Below are 18676 nucleotides of genomic sequence, written 5' to 3'. Positions count from 1 at the left end.
TGCGACGCTTGTCCCGTTCGCGAGTTTAGGCGCGATATGACCCATCCCGCCCCCGTCGACGGTCTGCGAACGCCGCAACGCTTCCTCGCCATCGCCGCGATCTCCGCCGGCACCGCGCTGGTCGTGATCGACGGCGCCATCGCCACCGTCGCGCTGCCGACGATCGCGCGCGACCTCAACGTCGCCCCCAGTTCGGCGGTTGCGGTCGTCACCGTCTATCAACTGGTGCTGGTGATGACATTACTGCCCTTTTCCGGGCTGGGCGACCGGATCGGCCTGAAACGCCTGTATCAATGGGGCCAGCTGGTGTTCGCGGTCACGACGCTGCTCTGCTTCTTCGCCAAGAGCCTGCCGTTCCTGCTGATCGTCCGCGCGGTACAGGCGCTGGGCGCCGCGGCGGCGCTCAGTGTCTCGTCGGCCCTGTTGCGGTCGATTTATCCAACGCGGCAACTGGGACGGGGACTGGGCATCAATTCGGTGGTCGTATCCTCCTCCGCCGCCTTCGCTCCCACGCTCGGCGGCCTGATCCTCGGCGTCGCGCCCTGGCCCTGGGTGTTCGCCAGCGCGGTACCCTTCGCCATCGTCAGCCTGCTGCTCGGTCGCGCCCTGCCCGCCCCCGCGCCGCGCGAAGAACCGTTCGACGTGCTGGGCGCGGTGATGTGCGCGGGCATGTTCGGACTGGTGATCGGCGGGCTGGAGACGGCGGTGCATGGCGACAGCCCGGTCGTCTCCGCCGCGATCGTCGCGGCGGGTGTGCTGGTCGGCATCCTGTTCATCCGCCGCGAACGGGGGGAAGTCGCACCGATCCTGCCCGTCGACCTGCTATCGAAACCGGTGCTGGCGCTATCGACGCTGGGCGCCTTCACCGCCTTTGTCGCGAGTATGACGCTGCTGCTGTCGCTGCCTTTCCGGCTCCAGCACGGCTTCGGCTTTGCCCCGTCGGAGATCGGCGCGGCGATCGCGCCGTGGCCGCTGACGACGATGATCGTCGCGCCGCTCGCGGGCTGGCTGTCCGATCGCTATCCCGCCGGGTTGCTCGGCGGGGTCGGCATGGCGCTGGCGATCGCGGGGCTGACCGCGCTCGCCTTCCTGCCCGCCGATCCGGACTATCTGGCGATAGCGTGGCGGATGGCGCTGACCGGGGCGGGGTTCGGGCTGTTCCTGTCGCCCAACGCCCGGCTCATCATCGGCTCCACCCCGCGCGAACGCGCCGCCGCCGCCGGTGGCCTCATCTCCACCACCCGCATGGTCGGGCAGACGACGGGCGCGACGGTGGTCGCGGCGCTGCTGGCAATGGGACTGGGCACGGGTGGCGATCCCGCGCTGATCGCGGCAGCGCTGGCGCTGGTCGCGGGGCTGTGCAGCCTCGCCCGGTTGCGCCCGTCGCTGCGCAACCCGCGGCGCGACGAGGCCGCCGACGCCCAGCCCGGCACGCAGGTCCGGTAGCGGCCAGCGGCCCGGCGGGGGAACGGGGCCAGCGACAAGGCGTTGTCGCGACACATCAATCCACCCGGAGAATCCCCGATGCCCTATGTCAAAACCCGTGACGGCACCGACCTTTACGTCAAGGACTGGGGTTCGGGAAAGCCGGTCATCCTGCTCCACGGCTGGCCGCTCAACGCCGACAGCTGGGACGAACAGGCAATGGCGCTGGCCGATGCCGGTTTCCGCGCCATTGCCTATGACCGGCGCGGGTTCGGCCGGTCGGGCCAGCCATGGTCGGGCTATGACTACGATACGCTGGCCGACGATCTGGCCGACGTGATGAAGGAAGCGGGCGCCGATCAGGACGCCACCATCGTCGGCTTCTCGATGGGCGGCGGCGAGGTCGCGCGCTACATGAGCCGCCACGGGGGCAAGGGCGTCGTCGCCGCCGGCCTGATCTCGTCGGTCGTGCCTTATATGCTCCGGACCGACGACAATCCGGACGGTACGCCACAGTCGACGTTCGACCAGATCGCCGATGGCATCAAGGAAGACCGGCCGAAGTTCTTCCGTCACACCTTCGTGCCGCAGTTCTACGGCGTCGGCTATATCAGCCATCCGGTCAGCGACGATGTCGTCCACTGGTCGACCGGCCTCGCCATGCAGGCGGGGCTGAAGCCGACGCTGGCCTGTGCGCAGGCGTTCAGCCACACCGATTTCCGGCCCGATCTCGCCGCGTTCCGGGTGCCGACGCTGATCGTCCATGGCACCGGCGACAAGACCGTGCCGATCGACGCCTCGGCCCGCGCCGCCGCCGCCGGCATCACCAACAGCCAGCTGGTCGAATATGACGGCGCGCCCCATGGCCTGAACGTCACCCATGGCGATCGCTTGACGCAGGATTTGCTGACCTTCCTCGGCCGGTAACCGCGTCTTGGGGGGGGGCGGTTCATGACGACCGGCCCCCACCCTACTTCAGCGGTACGATCACCTCGTCCGGGTGGGATACGTTCAGTTCCTTGCGGACCATCTCGTCGACCATGTCCGGATTGGCATGGTCGGGATCGAGCAGCGCCACCCGGTTGCGCAGCACTTCGCGCTTGTGGTCCAGCACCGCATATTCCCGCTCGCGCTTCGCCAGTTGCCGCTTGTAATCGCCATAAGCAAGTGCACCGTTCGGCCCCAGCACCGCATAGGCGCCGAAGAACGCCATCACCGCCAGCACCGCCGCCGGCATCGCGGCCCGCCGCAACGTCCGGCGCAGCGTCGACGGTTTACGCGACTTGCCCGACGATTTGGAGCCAGCGCGCATCGCCTATCGCCCGATCAGCACGTCGCGGCCGGCATAGCGCGCCGCGTCGCCCAGTTCTTCCTCGATCCGGATCAGCTGGTTGTACTTCGCCAACCGGTCCGACCGGGCGAGGCTGCCCGTCTTGATCTGGCCGCAGTTGGTCGCGACCGCCAGATCGGCGATCGTCGCATCCTCCGTCTCGCCCGACCGGTGGCTCATCACCGCGGTGTACTTCGCACGCTGGGCCATCGACACGGCTTCCAGCGTCTCGGTCAGCGTGCCGATCTGGTTCACCTTCACCAGCAGCGAATTGGCGAGGCCGTCCTTGATCCCCTGCCGCAACCGCTTCGGGTTGGTCACGAACAGGTCGTCGCCGACCAGCTGCACCTTGTCGCCGATCAGGTCGGTCAGCACCTTCCAGCCCTCGAAATCGTCCTCGGCCATGCCGTCCTCGATCGACAGGATCGGATAGCGCCGCGTCAGGTCGGCCAGATATTCGGCCATTTCATGGCTGGACAGGATGCGGTTCTCGCCGCTGATGTCGTACTTGCCATTCTTGAAGAACTCGGTCGCCGCGCAGTCCAGCGCCAGCATCACGTCCTCGCCCGGCTTGTACCCTGCCGTCTCCACCGCCCGCATGATGAAATCGAGCGCATCGGTGGTCGACGCGATGTTCGGCGCGAAGCCGCCCTCGTCGCCCACGCCGGTCGCCAGTCCCTTGTCGTGCAGCGCCTTCTTCAACGTGTGGAAGATTTCGGAACCGCAGCGGACCGCCTCGACGATGCTCGACGCACCGACCGGCATGATCATGAATTCCTGGAAATCGATCGGATTGTCGGCATGTTCGCCGCCGTTGATGATATTCATCATCGGCACCGGGATCAGATGCGCCGCGACGCCGCCGACATATTTGTACAGCGGCATCCCGCGTGCTTCCGCCGCCGCCTTCGCCGCCGCCAGGCTGACACCCAGGATCGCGTTGGCACCCAGCCGGCCCTTGTTGTCGGTGCCGTCCAGCTCGATCATCGCGGTATCGAGATCGGCCTGGTCCTCTGCATCCATGCCGATCACCTTGTCGGCGATCTCGTCGTTCACCGCCTCGACCGCCTGGTCGACGCCCTTGCCGCCCCAGCGGCTCTTGTCGCCGTCGCGCCGCTCCACCGCCTCGTGCTTGCCGGTCGATGCGCCCGATGGCACGGCGGCACGACCGAAGCTGCCATCCTCCAGCAGCACGTCGACCTCGACGGTCGGATTGCCACGGCTGTCGAGGATCTGGCGGGCATGGATATCGATGATGGCGGTCAAGGCAGCGGCTCCCGGTGCGGTCTGTTCACATCGCTCCTATCGCGACGGCGTGAAGCGAGCAATGATTGCCGTACCGGTTGCAGGGAACCGCGACCGCAACGACTGGGTTGAACCTCGCAACGATTTGAAGGAACGGACCATGCCCGACGACGATCTGAAGCCCTTGACCGACGCCGACATCGCCCCCGCCGCCCCGGCAACCACCGCGACGACCGACTTCGATGTCGACCCGGCGCATCGCACGAACGACGGTGGCTCCGACACCGATCGCACCGATACCGACGGCGCCAAGCCGAAGCTCGATGCGAAGCAGGCGATCCGCGACGGCGCCAGCAAGGCCGCCGGTCAGGCGACCGAAAAACTGCGCGCCTATGCCGATGACGGCAAGGAACGGGCCGGTTCCGCTCTGGACCAGCTATCGCAGTTGCTTACCGATGCCGCCGCGCAGGTCGATGGCAAGCTGGGCGAGCAATATGGCCAATATGCCCGCTCCGCCGCCGATCAGGTGCAGGGCTTCGCCGATACGGTCCGCAACAAGGACGTCGATGCCCTGATCGACGATGCCCGCGGCTTCGTGAAGGCCAGCCCCGGCGTGGCGATCGGCATTGCCGCCGCGCTCGGCTTCGTGGTCGCCCGGCTCGTCCAGGCGGGTGTCGAAACCCGGGATCAGGGATGACGGCGATGCCCTCTGACGGCGCGATGCCCGCGCCGGATCACGGCATGGGCGAACCGGGACTGACGACGCTGATCGGTCGGCTGATCGACGAAAGTCGGTCGGTCGTGTCGGCCGAGGTGACGTTGTACAAGGCCAAGGCATCGGAACGCATCGCGGCCTATAAATCCGCGATCGTGTTCTTCGCCGCCGCCGGAATACTGGCACTGGCGGCGCTTGTCGCCCTGCTGGTGGGATTGATCGGGGCGCTCGCGACCCTGGTCGGCCCGCTGGCGGCGACGCTGATCGTCGTGGCGGTCGTCCTCGTCATCGCCGCCGTCCTGGCGGTGATCGGCCGCGGCAAGCTTGCCGCACCGGAGTTGTCGCAATGAGCGGCCCCAAAACCGATCTCGCCATCGCCGAGGCGGAAGCGGCAGCCGCCCGGTTGCGTCTGTCGGGCACCGTGTCCGATATTCAGGCCCGCCTCGATCCGGCGGTGCTGGCCGAGGATGCCCGACAGGTCGGGTTGACCGCGGTCAGCGTCGGGGTGGACGGCGCCCGTCGCAATCCCGGCGTCGTCGCGGCTGCGGTCGCGGCCACCGGTCTGGTGCTGGCCCGGCATCGCATCGCCGGCATCTTCCGCCGCCGCCGCGCGCGCAAGCCCGTACCCGCCGCCCCCCGATCCTCCGATTGAACCTTCGTCAAGGATGACCATCATGACCGATACCCACCGGCAAGACCCCAACCACCCCGATCACCGCTCCACCTACGATCAGGCCCGCGAATCGGCATCGCGCGTCTATCACGACGCGCGTGACAAGGCGGCCGACGCCTATGACACCTCGGTGCAGGCCACTAAGGAGGTCGCACATCGCGCCGCCGACGGCATCGAATCGAATCCGCTCGGTGTGCTGGCCGGTGGCCTCGTGGTGGGCGCGCTCGTCGGCTCGCTGCTGCCGCGCACGGCCAGGGAAAAGGAACTGCTCGCTCCGATCGGCCGCAAGCTGAGCGCGACGGTGCAGCAGGCATTCGCCGCCGCCAAGGAAGCCGGCAAGCAGGAACTCGATCAGGCCGGCCTCACCCCCGGTGCGGCCCGCGATCGTGGCCGCTCGCTGCTCGATGGCGTCGCCAAGGCGGTGTCGAGTGCCGGTTCGGCTGCGGCCAGCGCCGCCCGTAAGTCCGATACCGTCTGATCCCAATCGGTTGCGGCGCGATCTGATCGGGTCGCGCCGCAGCGCAACACGAGCATTGCCGCCCCCCCGCGCATTGCCTAGAAGTGGCCGCCATGAGCAGCAAACTTCACCTCGTCTTCGGCGGCCGAGTCCGCGATCCGCAAACGCTCGATTTCATCGACCCGTCCGCCTTGGAGGTCGTCGGGGTCTTCCCGGATTATGCCAGCGCCGAAAAGGCATGGCGCGCCGCTGCCCAGCGCACCGTCGACGATGCGGAAATGCGCTTCGTCGTCGTCCATCTGCACCGGCTGCTCGAACCCGATCTCGTCAAGCCTGCCTGATATACCGGCCTGCTGGCGATAGCGGCGTGGCTCAGGCCCGCCGATATCGCCAGCCGAGCAACGGTCGCGCCAGCACCAGTCCGGCGACGAAACCGCCGATGTGCGCACCGATCGCCACCGTCACGCCACCCATGCCCGCGAAGCCGATCAGCAACTGGATGCCGATCCACGCCGCCGCCAGCCAGACGATATGGATGATATGCGCCGGCACCGGCCCCATCCGCTTCGTCCGGCGCTTTCCGAACAGCACCGCATAGGCACCGACTACGGCGGAAATCGCCCCGCTCGCCCCGATCATCGGCAGGGCGGAGGCGGGCGAAAACACCCATTGCATCGCCGCCGCCGCATAGGCCCCGACTAGATACAGGATCGCGATCCCGCCCGCACCCACCGCGCGTTCGGTTTCCCGACCGCAAAACACGAACATCAGCAGGTTGAAGGCCAGATGCGCCCAGCCGCCATGGATCAACGTCGCGGTCAGCGGCGTCAGCCATAACGGCACCGCGACCGCCAGACCGGACGGCAACACCGCCCCGTCGACACGCAACGGGATGAAGCCCGCCCCGATCGCGGCCTGCGACAGCGTCCCCGTCAGGATCAGCAGCGCGGATACCAGCACCGTCGCGGCGGCGATCACCACCGTCGCGCGTGACGATCCCGGCATGTCGGACGACGGTGTCAGATGAAGGCGATCTTGGAGACGACGTAGTAACGGTCGCCCGCCGGCACCGACACCTCGACCTCCTCATCAACCTTGCGCCCGATAAGCGCCCGGCCCAGCGGAGAATTATAGCTGATCCGCCCTGTCTTGGCGTTCGCCTCGGTCTGGCCGACGATCTGGTACGTCACCGGCTTGTCGTCATCGTCGAGCAGCGTCACCGTCGCCCCGAACACTACCTTGTCACCCGACAGGTCGCGCGGATCGATGATCTGCGCCCGGCTCAACTTGTCCTCGATGTCCGAGATCGTGGCCTCGTTCTGGCCCTGCTGCTCCTTGGCGGCATGATATTCGGCATTTTCGGACAGGTCGCCATGCGCCCGCGCTTCCTCGATCGCATCGACGATGTGCGGCCGCTCGGCTTTCAGACGCCGCAATTCCGTGGTGAGCGTCTCATAGCCCTCCTGGAGCATCGGCATCTTTTCGACGGTCGCCATGTATATTCCCCAATTCCAGTTCGTCGACCCGCCCATAGGCGGGCAGTTCGCGTATCAGTCGATCCGATCGACGTCAGTTGTGCGACTGCGAATAATAGGCTTGCAGCGGCCGTACTTCAAGCGTCCCCCCCGATGCGGCGATCGCATGGGCCGCCTGCACGCTGGCCGGCGCCGTCGTGAAGTAGGGGATTCGCCCCGCCAGCGCCGCCTGCCGGATCGGCTTCGAATCCTTCAGCGACTGCCAGCCCTCGGTCGTGTTGAAGATCAGGGCGATGCCGCCGTCCGCGATCCGGTCGACGATATGCGGCCGGCCCTGTGCCACCTTGTTGATCCGCTCCACCGGCAGACCGGCGCGTTCCAGATATTCCGCTGTGCCGCTGGTCGCGACGATGGTGAAGCCCTGATCGACCAGCAGGCGGATCGCCGGCACGATCTGGGGCTTGTCGCCATCCTTCAGACTGACGAACACCGCGCCGCCGGTCGGCAGGACGGTACCGGCCCCCAACTGCGATTTGGCGAAGGCGGTAGTGAAATCTGCTGCAATTCCCATGACTTCGCCGGTTGATCGCATTTCCGGTGACAATACCGGATCGACCCCGGGGAAGCGGTTGAACGGGAACACCGCCTCCTTCACCGCATAATAATCGATGTGCCGGTCGATCGGCGGCAGGTCGGCCAGCTTCTCGCCCGCCATCACCCGCGCCGCGATCTTGGCGATGGGCACGCCGATCGCCTTGGCGACGAACGGCACCGTCCGCGACGCACGGGGATTGACCTCGATCAGATAGACCTTTCCGTCCTTCACCGCGAACTGAATGTTCATCAGCCCGACGACGGACAGGCCACGCGCCAGCGCCTCGGTCTGCCGTTCGATCTCGGCGATGATCTCCCCCGACAGCGAATAGGGTGGGATCGAACAGGCGCTATCGCCCGAATGGACCCCCGCCTCCTCGATATGCTGCAGCACGCCCGCGACCACCACGTCGGTGCCGTCGCAGATCGCATCCACATCAACCTCGATTGCATCACGCAGATACTGGTCGATCAAAACTGGTGCATCACCAGATACTTGGACGGCAGTCTGGATATAATCCTCCAGCTGCGACGGCCCGTCGACGATCTCCATCGCGCGGCCACCCAGCACGAAGCTAGGGCGCATCAGCACTGGATAGCCGACCCGCTCGGCGACGATCAGCGCCTCTTCCCGGCTGCGCGCGATCCCGTTCGACGGTTGCAGCAGACGCAACCGGTCGACCAGTGCCGCGAATTGTTCGCGATCCTCCGCCAGATCGATCGCCGCCGGGCTGGTGCCGAGGATTGGAATCCCCGCCGCCTCCAGCGCACGTGCCAGATTGAGCGGCGTCTGCCCCCCGAACTGCACGATCACGCCCACCAGTTCACCGCGCGACCGCTCTACATCCAAGATCGCCAGCACGTCCTCGGCGGTCAGCGGCTCGAAATACAGCCGGTCCGACGTGTCGTAATCGGTGCTCACCGTCTCCGGGTTGCAGTTGACCATGATCGTCTCGTACCCGGCATCCGCCAGCGCGAAACAGGCGTGGCAGCAGCAATAGTCGAACTCGATCCCTTGCCCGATCCGGTTCGGCCCGCCGCCCAGGATCACCACCTTGCGCCGATCGCTCGGCTGGCTTTCATCCTCGGGCTCGCCGAAGCTGGGTGCCTCGTAGGTCGAATACATATACGGCGTCTTCGCATCGAACTCCGCCGCGCAGGTGTCGATCCGCTTGAACACCGGGCGCACGCCCAGTTTCAGCCGGTGGGCGCGCACCTCGCCCTCGGTCACACCACCGGTCATCGCCTTGACGACCTCGTGGATCAGGCCGCTGCCCCGTGCGATTCCACGAGTCATGCCGCGCAGATTGGCGGATTGCAGCGCCAGCCATGCGAGACGCTTGTCGCTGAAGCCCATCGCCTTCAACCGGCGCATCCCCGCCGCCTCGATCGGCAGGCCGTGTTCCATCACTTCCGCTTCCGCCGCGACGATCTCGGCGATGCGTTCGAGGAACCACGGATCGTATTTCGCGATCGCATGAACCTCGGCGACGGTGAAGCCCTCACGCAGCGCCTGCGCCGCCACCAACAGCCGGTCCGGCGTCGGCGAGGCGAGTGCCGCCTCGATCTCCGCCCGCGGCGCGCCGATCAGGTGATCGACATGGTTGAACCCGGACAGCCCGGTTTCCAGCCCGCGCAACGCCTTCTGCATCGATTCATGGATGTTGCGGCCGATCGCCATCACTTCGCCGACCGACTTCATCGCGGTGCCCAGCGTCGGCTCGGCCCCCTTGAACTTCTCGAAGGCGAAGCGCGGGATCTTGGTGACCACGTAATCGATCGTCGGCTCGAACGACGCCGGGGTCGCGCCGGTGATGTCGTTCTCGATCTCGTCGAGCGTGTAGCCCACCGCCAGCTTCGCCGCGACCTTGGCGATCGGGAAGCCGGTGGCCTTCGACGCCAGTGCCGACGAACGCGACACGCGCGGGTTCATCTCGATCACGACCAGCCGGCCGTCCTTCGGATTTACCGCGAACTGTACGTTGGAACCACCTGTTTCCACACCGATTTCACGCAACACCGCGATCGATGCGTTGCGCATGATCTGGTATTCCTTGTCGGTCAGCGTCAGCGCGGGCGCGACGGTGATGGAATCGCCGGTATGGACGCCCATCGGATCGACATTCTCGATCGAGCAGATGATGATCGCGTTGTCCTTGCGGTCGCGCACCACCTCCATCTCATATTCCTTCCAACCGAGCAGCGACTCCTCGATCAGCACCTCGGTCGTCGGCGACAGGTCCAGCCCGTTGCGCACGATCGCGAGGAACTCGGCGCGGTTATAGGCGATGCCGCCGCCCGACCCGCCCATCGTGAAGCTCGGCCGGATGATGGCAGGAAGGCCAACCTTATCAAGACCTTCCAGCGCTTCCTTCTCAGTATGCGCGATCGCGGAGCGGGCGCTTTCCAGCCCGATCCGATCCATCGCGTCACGGAACTTCAGCCGATCCTCCGCCATGTCGATCGCATCGGCGTCCGCGCCGATCATCTGCACGCCGAACCTGTCGAGCGTCCCGTCGCGGAACAGCGCCAGCGCGGTGTTCAGCGCGGTCTGCCCGCCCATCGTCGGCAGCACCGCGTCCGGCCGCTCCTTCTCGATGATCTTCGCGACCACCGCCGGCGTGATCGGCTCGACATAGGTCGCGTCGGCCAGTTCGGGATCGGTCATGATCGTGGCGGGATTGGAGTTGACGAGGACGATGCGATAGCCCTCCTCCTTCAACGCCTTGATCGCCTGCGTGCCCGAATAATCGAACTCGCACGCCTGCCCGATGATGATCGGCCCCGCGCCGATCACGAGGATGGAGGAGATGTCGGTGCGTTTTGGCATCAGCGTTCCTGAACGATCTTGATGGCGTGCCCGAAGCACTGGTCTGACTGTGCAATTATGTCGGCGTGATTGGCGTTATGTGACACGAAAAGCGTGTCAGACTGCCAGGTCATCTTGACGGACGGCTGACCACGTAGAGCCAAGGCGCGGCATTCATCTGTCCACAACCCTTGTTTCATCAGCATCACGACACGAGAAAAGCCGGTGGTGGCACCACAATCCGTCATCTGATTCCGGGCGGTGATATCGCCAGTGGCGGATGCAGCGGCGCTATACACCGTTGTATGACACATGCCGCTTCCCAGCGTTGCGTCGAGAAGCCAAAGTCCACCGCCGATCAAGGCAAGTAGCGTCAGGGCTAGAATCGCCAGCCCTTTAGCCGCTCGCTTCAAAGACGTTCACCTAGCGATCCCACAAACCGCTCGAACAGATAGAAACTATCCTGCGGCCCTGGGCTCGCCTCCGGGTGATACTGCACGCTGAACGCCCGCCCGCCCTCGATCTCCAGCCCCGCGTTGGAGCCGTCGAACAGCGACACATGCGTCTCGGTCACACCCTGCGGCAGGCTGTCACGTTCCACTGCGAAGCCGTGGTTCATGCTGGTGATCTCGACCGCACCGTCGCTCAGCCGCTTGACCGGGTGGTTGGCACCGCGATGGCCCTGGAACATCTTGGTCGTCCGCCCGCCCAGCGCCAGCGCCAGCAACTGGTGGCCCAGACAGATGCCGAACAGCGGCTTGCCGGTGTCCAGCAACTGCCGGATCACCGGCACCGCATAGTCGCCGGTCGCGGCGGGATCGCCGGGGCCGTTGGACAGGAAGATACCGTCCGGCCCCAGCGCCATCACCTCGTCGAAGGTCGCGGTTGCCGGCACCACCGATACCTTCGCCCCTGCCTGAGCAAGATTACGGAAGATATTGTGTTTGCTGCCATAATCGATCGCGACGACATGCGGGCGATCCGCCGCGCCGTCATCCGCGCCATAGCCGAAGCCCAGCCGCCAGATGCCGCCTTCCCAGTTCCCGTGCGTCTCGCGCGTCACGGTCCTGGCAAGGTCCATCCCCTCCAGCCCCGGCCAGCCGCGCGCCATCGCCAGCAGCGTGTCGAGATCGAACCGCCCGTCGGCCGAGTGCGCGATCACGCCGTTCGGCGCGCCACCGCCCCGGATGCGCCGGGTCAGCGCGCGGGTGTCGATCCCCGCCAGCCCGATCCGCGCATGGCGGCGCATCCAGCCGTCCAGATTCTCCATCGCCCGGAAACTGGACGGCGCGGTCGGCATTTCGCGCACGATCATGCCCAGTGCATGGGGGTTGTCCGCCTCCACATCGTCCGGGTTCGCGCCGACATTGCCGATATGCGGGAAGGTGAAGCAGATCATCTGGCCCGCGAAGGACGGGTCGGTCATGATCTCCTGATAGCCGGTCATCGCGGTGTGGAAGCACACCTCGCCGACCGCCTCCCCCTCGGCGCCGAAGCCATGGCCCCAGATCACGTCGCCGCTGGCGAGGACGAGAACGCCGGTGGCGCCCTCCGGCTGCGGGGGCGCGGATACGACGGGCGCGGCAAATGTCGTGGCGTCGGCCATGATGCGGCGGGCACTCCTTTGGATCAGCGATGTCGCTAAGCCCCGCCCGCTAAAGACGCCCACCTCTCCCGTCAATCTGCTATGGCCGCGCCACCATGATTCGAGACGACATCAAATCCGCCCAGCTCGCCGCCATGAAGGCCGGCGACAAGGAGGCGCGCGCCGCCATCTCCCTGATCCAGGCCGCGATCAAGAACCGCGATATCGAGGCGCGCGCGCCGCAAAGCCGCGAGGGCAAGGCCCCCGACGACGACGACGTTCTGGTCGTCGAGGTACTGCAGAAGATGGTGAAGCAGCGCCGCGAATCGATCGCGATGTACGAAACCGGCAACCGCCCCGAACTCGCCGCCGCCGAGGCGGCCGAGGTCGCGGTGATCGAACGCTTCCTGCCGCAGCAGATGGACGAGGCCGAGACGAAGGCCGCGATCGAGGCGATCAAGACCGATCTGGGCGCCACCGGCATGAAGGACATGGGCCGGGTGATGGCCGAACTGAAATCGCGCCACGCCGCCACGCTCGACATGAGCAAGGCGAGCGGGCTGGTAAAGGCGGCGCTCGCCTGATCTGCCTTACCTGATCTGTCCTACAGGCGCGGCCGGCGCTATACCGGCCGCGCTCTTTCTCAATCCTGGTCGCCCGGAAAGTCGCACATCGGCGCACGGACCGCTGTAGGATGCGACTTTAGTGACTTTTCGTGCGGCTTCCCGCTTGCCGATCACGACGGATGCGGACATAGGCGTTATAAAGCGCGCATGAGCCTCTCACCCGCCTTTCTCGACGAACTGCGCGCGCGCACGTCGCTGTCGGCGCTGATCGGCAAAACCACCAAATTGCAGAAGGCCGGCCGCGAGATGCGCGGCTGCTGCCCGTTCCATAACGAAAAGACGCCCAGCTTCTACGTCAACGACGACAAGGGCTTCTATCACTGCTTCGGCTGTTCGGCGCATGGCGATGCGATCCGCTGGATGACCGACCAGCGCGGCCTGCCCTTCATCGATGCGGTCAAGGAACTGGCGCAGACGGCGGGCATGGAGATGCCGGCACAGGATCGCCAGTCCGCCGAACGCGCCGAAAAGGCGAAGGGCCTGCACGAGGCGATGGCCGATGCCGCCACTTGGTTCACCGAGCAGTTGCACGGGCTTGCCGGTAACGAGGCGCGCCAGTTGCTCGACCGGCGCGGCATTGCGGCGGAGACGGCGCGCACCTTCGGCATGGGGTTCGCCCCCGATTCGCGCGGCCGGCTGAAGGCGGCATTGAAGGATTACGGCGATCCGATGCTGGTCGAATCCGGCATGTTGATCCACGTCGAGGGTAAGGAACCCTACGACCGGTTCCGTGGCCGCCTGATGATCCCGATCCGCGATGCGCGCGGCCGGACGATCGCGTTCGGTGGCCGCATCATCGGCGAGGGTGAGCCGAAGTATCTCAACTCCCCCGACACCCCCCTCTTCGACAAGGGCCGCACCCTCTACAACCTCGATCGCGCGGCGCCGGCCGCGCGCAAGGCGAACCGCGTGCTGGTGGTCGAGGGGTATATGGACGTGATCGCGCTGGCGCAGGCGGGGATCGCGGAGGCGGTCGCCCCGCTCGGCACCGCGCTGACCGAGCATCAGCTGGAACGGCTGTGGCGGATGATCGACGTGCCGATCCTGTGCTTCGATGGCGATGCCGCCGGGCAGAAGGCGGCACTGCGCGCCGCGCACCGGGCGCTGCCGCTGCTCCAGCCCGGCCGCAGCCTGTCGTTCGTCACCCTGCCCGGGGGGCAGGACCCCGACGACCTCGTCAAGGCGGGCGGCGCGGGAGCGATGGAGGCATTGCTGCGCGAGCCACAGCCGCTGGTCGATCGGCTGTGGCGCAACGAGGTCGCCGCCGAACCGCTCGACACGCCCGAGCAGCGCGCCGGCCTGAAGCGCCGTCTCGCCGAACTGGCCGGGGGCATCGCCGACGATTCGGTACGGGCCGAGTACCAGTCCGATTTCCGCCGCCGCTTCGATGCGCATTTCACGCCGCAGCGCAAACCGTTCGTACCGTTCCAGCGCGGCCGCCAGCCATGGCGCCCCGGCCCGGCCCTGCCCACCGGCCCCGTGACCGAGGATGCCAAGGCGTTCCGTGCCGCCGGGATCGATCGGGTGCTGGCGAAGGCGGTGCTGGCCGGTCTCATCCGCCATCCGGTGGAGATCGCCCGTCATATGGAGGTGCTGGGCAGCCTGCGCCTCGCCGACGGGGCGCTGGGCCGGCTGTTCGAGGCGGTGGTCGATGTCGCGCTGGAGGACCGGCGCACCGGCGACGCGCTTGATAGTGCGCACCTCGTCACCATATTGCAGAAGTCCGGTTTCGGGGAGGTCGCCAGCGATCTCCTGCGGGCCGATGCCATGCCCTATTCGTTCACGCAGCCGTTCGGTGATGACCAGCGATCCCGCGAGGATCTGGACGAGGCGATCGCCATCCTGATCGCCCGGCCCGAGGTCGATGCGCAACTCGCTCAGGCGACGCAGGCGATGCAGACGCGCTTCACCGATGAGGCGTTCGAACGACAGGTGGCACTGGTCAGGGAAAAACAGGCGTTGGAAATGCGACTTGCAAACCTATGTCAGTCGAACGAAGACGCCCGATCGTTGGGTTTCGAGGGTAATTGATGGCGAAGGCTAACATGGCGGCAGATACGACCGAGGCTCCGGAAACGGGTGATGCGCCGCTGATCGATCTCAACGATGCGTCGGTCAAGAAGATGCTCGCCCGTGCCAAGAAGCGCGGGTACATCACCTATGACCAGTTGAACGAGGCGTTGCCGCAGGATCAGCTGTCGTCCGACCAGCTTGAGGACGCGATGGCCGCGCTCAACGAGATGGGCATCAACATCGTCGAGAACGAGGAGGCCGGCGAGGACGGCGAGCCCGAGGAACGCGCCGACGATGCCGAGGAGCCGGAGGCTGCCGACGACGGCACCGCCGACACCGCGCTGCCGGAAAAGAAGAAAGAGACGATCGATCGCACCGACGATCCCGTCCGCATGTACCTGCGCGAGATGGGCGCGGTCGAACTGCTGTCGCGCGAGGGCGAGATCGCCATCGCCAAGCGGATCGAGGCGGGTCGCGACACGATGATCCTGGGGCTGTGCGAAAGCCCGATCACCTTCAACGCGATCATCGACTGGTCGACCGCGCTCAATGAGGGCACGATGCAGCTGCGCGAGATCCTCGATCTCGATGCGATGCTGTCCAAAGGCCCGTCGCCCGAACAGGTCGAAGGCGCCGAGGAAGAAGGCGACGAGATCAGCGAAAAGACCGCGGGCGCCTCGTTCAAGGAAGAGGAAGAGCCCGAGGAACCCTCCGCCGATGAGGACGAGGACGGCGAGCGTCGCACCCCCCGCCCCTCCGACGACGAGGACGAGGACAACACCCTCTCGCTCGCGCAGATGGAGGAGCAGCTCAAGCCGATCGCGCTCGAACGCTTCGCCAACATCACCGCGCTCTACAAGAAGTTCGCCAAGCTTCAGCAGACCCGGCTCGACTCGATGGGCGCGGGCGGTGAACTGTCGGCAGCGGACGAACGCAAGTACCAGAAGCTGCGCGAGGACCTGACCGCCGAGGTCGAGAGCGTCCAGTTCCACAACGCCAAGATCGAATATCTGGTCGATCAGCTCTACGCCTTCAACCGTCGCCTGACTGCGCTGGGCGGTCAGATGCTGCGGCTGGCGGAGCGGCACAAGGTGCCGCGCAAGGACTTCCTCGACCGCTATATCGGCCATGAACTGGACGACACGTGGCTGGTCACGGTCGGCAAGGTCGATAAGAAATGGACCGCCTTCGTCACCAACGAGGGTGAGGCGGTCGATCGCATCCGCACCGAAATCGGCGAAATCTCGCAGGCGACCGGCATGGCGCTCGCCGAGTTCCGTCGCATCGTCAACATGGTGCAGAAGGGTGAGCGCGAGGCGCGGATCGCCAAGAAGGAGATGGTCGAGGCGAACCTGCGCCTCGTGATCTCGATCGCCAAGAAATACACGAACCGCGGCCTGCAGTTCCTCGACCTCATTCAGGAGGGCAATATCGGCCTGATGAAGGCAGTCGACAAATTCGAGTATCGTCGCGGCTACAAGTTCAGCACCTATGCGACCTGGTGGATCAGGCAGGCGATCACGCGCTCGATCGCCGATCAGGCACGCACGATCCGTATCCCGGTCCACATGATCGAGACGATCAACAAGCTGGTCCGCACCAGCCGCCAGTTCCTGCACGAGCAGGGCCGCGAACCGACCCCGGAGGAGATGGCCGAGCGCCTCTCCATGCCGCTGGAGAAGGTGCGCAAGGTGATGAAGATCGCCAAGGAGCCGATCTCCCTTGAAACGCCGATCGGCGACGAGGAGGATTCGCATCTCGGCGACTTCATCGAGGACAAGAACGCGGTCATCCCGGTGGATGCCGCGATTCAGGCGAACCTGAAGGAAACCGTCACCCGCGTCCTCGCCAGCCTGACCCCGCGCGAGGAACGCGTGCTGCGGATGCGCTTCGGTATCGGCATGAACACCGATCACACGCTGGAAGAGGTCGGCCAGCAGTTCAGCGTGACGCGCGAACGCATCCGCCAGATCGAGGCGAAGGCGCTCCGCAAGCTGAAGCACCCCAGCCGCAGCCGCAAGATGCGCAGCTTCCTCGACCAGTAAGATCGCAGGGGTCGTGGTGTCCGCACCACAACCCCGTCCATTGTTTAATACAGCCCCTATCAATGACCGTCCGTCGCTCGACATCGCAGCGTGTGCCCCGCCTTTTACTGCGGGATGACGTCATCCTGATCCATCCCGTTCCCACCCCGTCGTTGCGAGCGCAGCGAAGCAATCCAGGGCGTCACGCACTGGGCTCTGGATTGCTCCGCTACGATCGCAACGACGGATGCGCAGGTTTCACGTCCTCATCCTTTAGGCGATGGGGCGCCCATCCCTGCGGATCGCGAACAGAAACGGTAGACGAGCCTCAAAGCCCCGCCAGGCAAAGGCCAGCGGCTTCGCATGACGACCGGGCATCTGATGCCAATGTCCAGAACCGGGCACATCGTTCGAACGCTTCTGACCGGGTGGTGCAGCCCAACTGTCATGCCCGGGCACAGGCGACTGGACAATCTGCTCCACCATGCGGGCTCCACCAGCCGGCATTGCTCGCTATCCGCAGATAGCCGGGCCCCCGTCAGGCGATGATATGCGGCACGAACCGGGCAAGATCGCGGGTGATGGCTACGTCGTCCTCGCGGATCGACATGGCGACCGCTTCGTCGCCAACGATCCACGATCCCACCACGGGGCGGAACCCGTCATGGTCGGGCAGCGGCGCCAGTGCCTGGACGATATAGCCTTCCTCGCCATAACCGCCCGCCGGGCCATGCTGGACATCGCTACCGTCGACCAGTTCGATGTCCCAGCCCTCCCGCGAAAAGAACGGCTTCCTTGCATAGCGTGGCCCGATGTCCGCCACCGCTGTCGGATCGTCGGCAAAGGCGGCAGGCAGCAGATTGGGGTGACCGCGATGCCGCTCCCACAGCAGCGGCAGCATCGCCTTGTTCGACAGGATCGCCTTCCACGCCGGCTCCAGGAACAGCGCGCGGGCCGTGGTCAGGTGCGCGGCATAGGGCTCACGCAGCATGTCTTCCCAAGGATACAGTTTGAAGATCGCCGCGATGATCGTGCCGGTCTCGTCGACGAAACGGCCGTCGCCATCGACGCCGATACGGTTCACCGCCACGAACTCCGGATCGAGCCCCGCCTGCCGCGCCACATCCTCCAGATAACGGACCGTCTGCCGGTCTTCCGGATGATCGGCATCGCTGGCGAAATGGAGCAGGCTGCCCGGTGTCAGGATCGCGCCCATCCGCCCGACCAGCGCCTCGTGCAGGCGGTTATACTGATCGGCCTCGGCGGGTAGCGCGCCGGTCGCGATCATGTCCTCCAGCCATTGCCACTGGAACAGCGCGGTCTCGAAGATGCTGGTCGGCGTGTCGGCATTATATTCCAGCATTTTCGCCGGCCCGGTGCCGTCATAGCTGAAATCGAACCGACCATAGAGCGAGGGCGCCCGCGCCGCCCAACTGCGCGCGATCACGTCGCGATGGTCGTCGGGGATGGCGAGGCGATGCATCAGGGCCTCGCTGCCCGCCGCCTCCGCCACCAGATCGAGGCACATGGCATGGAGCTCGCCGCTCGGCCCCTCGATCCGTTCCTCCACCTCGTCGAGCGAGAAGCGGTAATAGGCGCGCTCGTCCCAGTACCGCTCACCGCCGAGATGGTGGAAGGTGAAGCCCATCCGCTCGGCGGTCGCCTGCCAGTCGGGCCGCTCGGCGGCGGTGATGCGGTCCATCGC

18 protein-coding genes are annotated in these 18676 nt (G+C 66.1%); 10 read left to right on the top strand and 8 right to left on the bottom strand.

Annotated features, from left to right (window positions below; genetic code table 11):
* The first annotated feature begins 36 nt into the window (after nt 1-36).
* Nucleotides 37-1446 (top strand): MFS transporter, encoded by a 1410-nt coding sequence (locus ABD719_RS11365; RefSeq protein ID WP_344693496.1) that lies wholly within the window; start codon nt 37-39, stop codon nt 1444-1446.
* 78 nt (nt 1447-1524) lie between these two features.
* The gene (locus tag ABD719_RS11360; protein WP_344693495.1) at nt 1525-2352 is read left to right on the top strand and encodes an alpha/beta fold hydrolase; all 828 of its coding nucleotides are present in this window, start codon (nt 1525-1527) and stop codon (nt 2350-2352) included.
* 43 nt (nt 2353-2395) lie between these two features.
* On the opposite strand, the gene ABD719_RS11355 is transcribed toward ABD719_RS11360, so the two are convergent.
* Nucleotides 2396-2737, bottom strand: a complete 342-nt coding sequence (locus ABD719_RS11355) for an FtsB family cell division protein (protein WP_344693494.1) — start codon at nt 2735-2737, stop codon at nt 2396-2398.
* A gap of 3 nt (nt 2738-2740) precedes the next feature.
* Nucleotides 2741-4021 (bottom strand): phosphopyruvate hydratase, encoded by a 1281-nt coding sequence (gene eno, locus ABD719_RS11350; protein ID WP_344693493.1) that lies wholly within the window; start codon nt 4019-4021, stop codon nt 2741-2743.
* Between the two features lie 139 nt (nt 4022-4160).
* On the opposite strand from eno, the gene ABD719_RS11345 reads away from it, so the two are divergent.
* The 5 genes from ABD719_RS11345 to ABD719_RS11325 all read left to right on the top strand — a co-directional run bounded on the left by ABD719_RS11345 (nt 4161) and on the right by ABD719_RS11325 (nt 6186).
* Nucleotides 4161-4697: a hypothetical protein gene (locus tag ABD719_RS11345; RefSeq protein ID WP_344693492.1), complete on the top strand. Its 537-nt coding sequence runs from the start codon at nt 4161-4163 to the stop codon at nt 4695-4697.
* The gene (locus tag ABD719_RS11340) at nt 4694-5065 is read left to right on the top strand and encodes a phage holin family protein (RefSeq protein ID WP_344693491.1); all 372 of its coding nucleotides are present in this window, start codon (nt 4694-4696) and stop codon (nt 5063-5065) included. Before ABD719_RS11345 ends, ABD719_RS11340 begins: the two co-directional genes overlap by 4 nt.
* A complete protein-coding gene (locus ABD719_RS11335; protein WP_344693489.1) occupies nt 5062-5367 on the top strand; it encodes a DUF3618 domain-containing protein in 306 nt (101 codons plus the stop codon). The genes ABD719_RS11340 and ABD719_RS11335 overlap by 4 nt, the downstream gene beginning before the upstream one ends.
* A 22-nt stretch (nt 5368-5389) precedes the next feature.
* Nucleotides 5390-5866: an ElaB/YgaM/YqjD family protein gene (locus ABD719_RS11330; RefSeq protein WP_244646974.1), complete on the top strand. Its 477-nt coding sequence runs from the start codon at nt 5390-5392 to the stop codon at nt 5864-5866.
* Between the two features lie 92 nt (nt 5867-5958).
* A complete protein-coding gene (locus ABD719_RS11325; protein WP_192129652.1) occupies nt 5959-6186 on the top strand; it encodes a DUF4170 domain-containing protein in 228 nt (75 codons plus the stop codon).
* A gap of 31 nt (nt 6187-6217) precedes the next feature.
* Here the strand turns inward: ABD719_RS11325 and ABD719_RS11320 are convergent, their stop codons facing one another.
* The 5 genes from ABD719_RS11320 to carA form a co-directional block, all read right to left on the bottom strand.
* Nucleotides 6218-6850: a rhomboid family intramembrane serine protease gene (locus ABD719_RS11320; protein ID WP_344693488.1), complete on the bottom strand. Its 633-nt coding sequence runs from the start codon at nt 6848-6850 to the stop codon at nt 6218-6220.
* A gap of 14 nt (nt 6851-6864) precedes the next feature.
* Complete coding sequence (gene greA, locus ABD719_RS11315) at nt 6865-7341, bottom strand: transcription elongation factor GreA (protein WP_192129639.1); 477 nt, start codon at nt 7339-7341, stop codon at nt 6865-6867.
* A 73-nt stretch (nt 7342-7414) separates the two neighbouring features.
* Entirely contained in the window at nt 7415-10744 is a 3330-nt protein-coding gene (gene carB, locus ABD719_RS11310; RefSeq protein WP_344693487.1) for a carbamoyl-phosphate synthase large subunit, read from the bottom strand.
* The gene (locus ABD719_RS11305) at nt 10744-11136 is read right to left on the bottom strand and encodes a hypothetical protein (protein WP_344693485.1); all 393 of its coding nucleotides are present in this window, start codon (nt 11134-11136) and stop codon (nt 10744-10746) included. Before ABD719_RS11305 ends, carB begins: the two co-directional genes overlap by 1 nt.
* Nucleotides 11133-12329, bottom strand: a complete 1197-nt coding sequence (gene carA, locus ABD719_RS11300) for a glutamine-hydrolyzing carbamoyl-phosphate synthase small subunit (RefSeq protein ID WP_344693484.1) — start codon at nt 12327-12329, stop codon at nt 11133-11135. Before carA ends, ABD719_RS11305 begins: the two co-directional genes overlap by 4 nt.
* Before the next feature lie 95 nt (nt 12330-12424).
* Here carA and ABD719_RS11295 point away from each other — a divergent pair, with 95 nt between their 5' ends.
* From ABD719_RS11295 to rpoD, 3 genes are all read left to right on the top strand, one after another.
* Nucleotides 12425-12892 (top strand): GatB/YqeY domain-containing protein, encoded by a 468-nt coding sequence (locus ABD719_RS11295; RefSeq protein WP_192129635.1) that lies wholly within the window; start codon nt 12425-12427, stop codon nt 12890-12892.
* 189 nt (nt 12893-13081) lie between these two features.
* Nucleotides 13082-14965, top strand: coding sequence for a DNA primase (gene dnaG / locus ABD719_RS11290; RefSeq protein WP_344693483.1), 1884 nt, complete (start codon nt 13082-13084; stop codon nt 14963-14965).
* A complete protein-coding gene (gene rpoD, locus ABD719_RS11285) occupies nt 14965-16992 on the top strand; it encodes an RNA polymerase sigma factor RpoD (RefSeq protein WP_192129633.1) in 2028 nt (675 codons plus the stop codon). The genes dnaG and rpoD overlap by 1 nt, the downstream gene beginning before the upstream one ends.
* 517 nt (nt 16993-17509) lie before the next feature.
* On the opposite strand, the gene ABD719_RS11280 is transcribed toward rpoD, so the two are convergent.
* The gene (locus ABD719_RS11280) at nt 17510-18673 is read right to left on the bottom strand and encodes a glutathionylspermidine synthase family protein (protein WP_344693482.1); all 1164 of its coding nucleotides are present in this window, start codon (nt 18671-18673) and stop codon (nt 17510-17512) included.
* Between the last annotated feature and the right edge of the window lie 3 nt (nt 18674-18676).

The sequence above is a fragment of the Sphingomonas cynarae genome (genome assembly GCF_039537815.1).
GTDB lineage: Bacteria > Pseudomonadota > Alphaproteobacteria > Sphingomonadales > Sphingomonadaceae > Sphingomonas > Sphingomonas cynarae.
This window is presented reverse-complemented; position numbering and strand designations above follow the sequence as displayed.

Bases quoted from the DNA above. Each gene is read 5' to 3' on its own strand.
- ABD719_RS11360 (WP_344693495.1), top strand. From the start codon at position 1,525: ATGCCCTATGTCAAAACCCGTGACGGCACCGACCTTTACGTCAAGGAC.
- ABD719_RS11335 (WP_344693489.1), top strand. From the start codon at position 5,062: ATGAGCGGCCCCAAAACCGATCTCGCCATCGCCGAGGCGGAAGCGGCA.
- ABD719_RS11325 (WP_192129652.1), top strand. From the start codon at position 5,959: ATGAGCAGCAAACTTCACCTCGTCTTCGGCGGCCGAGTCCGCGATCCG.
- rpoD (WP_192129633.1), top strand. From the start codon at position 14,965: ATGGCGAAGGCTAACATGGCGGCAGATACGACCGAGGCTCCGGAAACG.
- ABD719_RS11280 (WP_344693482.1), bottom strand. From the start codon at position 18,673: ATGGACCGCATCACCGCCGCCGAGCGGCCCGACTGGCAGGCGACCGCC.
- ABD719_RS11320 (WP_344693488.1), bottom strand. From the start codon at position 6,850: ATGCCGGGATCGTCACGCGCGACGGTGGTGATCGCCGCCGCGACGGTG.
- ABD719_RS11355 (WP_344693494.1), bottom strand. From the start codon at position 2,737: ATGCGCGCTGGCTCCAAATCGTCGGGCAAGTCGCGTAAACCGTCGACG.
- greA (WP_192129639.1), bottom strand. From the start codon at position 7,341: ATGGCGACCGTCGAAAAGATGCCGATGCTCCAGGAGGGCTATGAGACG.
- carB (WP_344693487.1), bottom strand. From the start codon at position 10,744: ATGCCAAAACGCACCGACATCTCCTCCATCCTCGTGATCGGCGCGGGG.
- ABD719_RS11365 (WP_344693496.1), top strand. From the start codon at position 37: ATGACCCATCCCGCCCCCGTCGACGGTCTGCGAACGCCGCAACGCTTC.
- dnaG (WP_344693483.1), top strand. From the start codon at position 13,082: ATGAGCCTCTCACCCGCCTTTCTCGACGAACTGCGCGCGCGCACGTCG.
- ABD719_RS11340 (WP_344693491.1), top strand. From the start codon at position 4,694: ATGACGGCGATGCCCTCTGACGGCGCGATGCCCGCGCCGGATCACGGC.
- ABD719_RS11330 (WP_244646974.1), top strand. From the start codon at position 5,390: ATGACCGATACCCACCGGCAAGACCCCAACCACCCCGATCACCGCTCC.
- carA (WP_344693484.1), bottom strand. From the start codon at position 12,329: ATGGCCGACGCCACGACATTTGCCGCGCCCGTCGTATCCGCGCCCCCG.
- ABD719_RS11295 (WP_192129635.1), top strand. From the start codon at position 12,425: ATGATTCGAGACGACATCAAATCCGCCCAGCTCGCCGCCATGAAGGCC.
- ABD719_RS11345 (WP_344693492.1), top strand. From the start codon at position 4,161: ATGCCCGACGACGATCTGAAGCCCTTGACCGACGCCGACATCGCCCCC.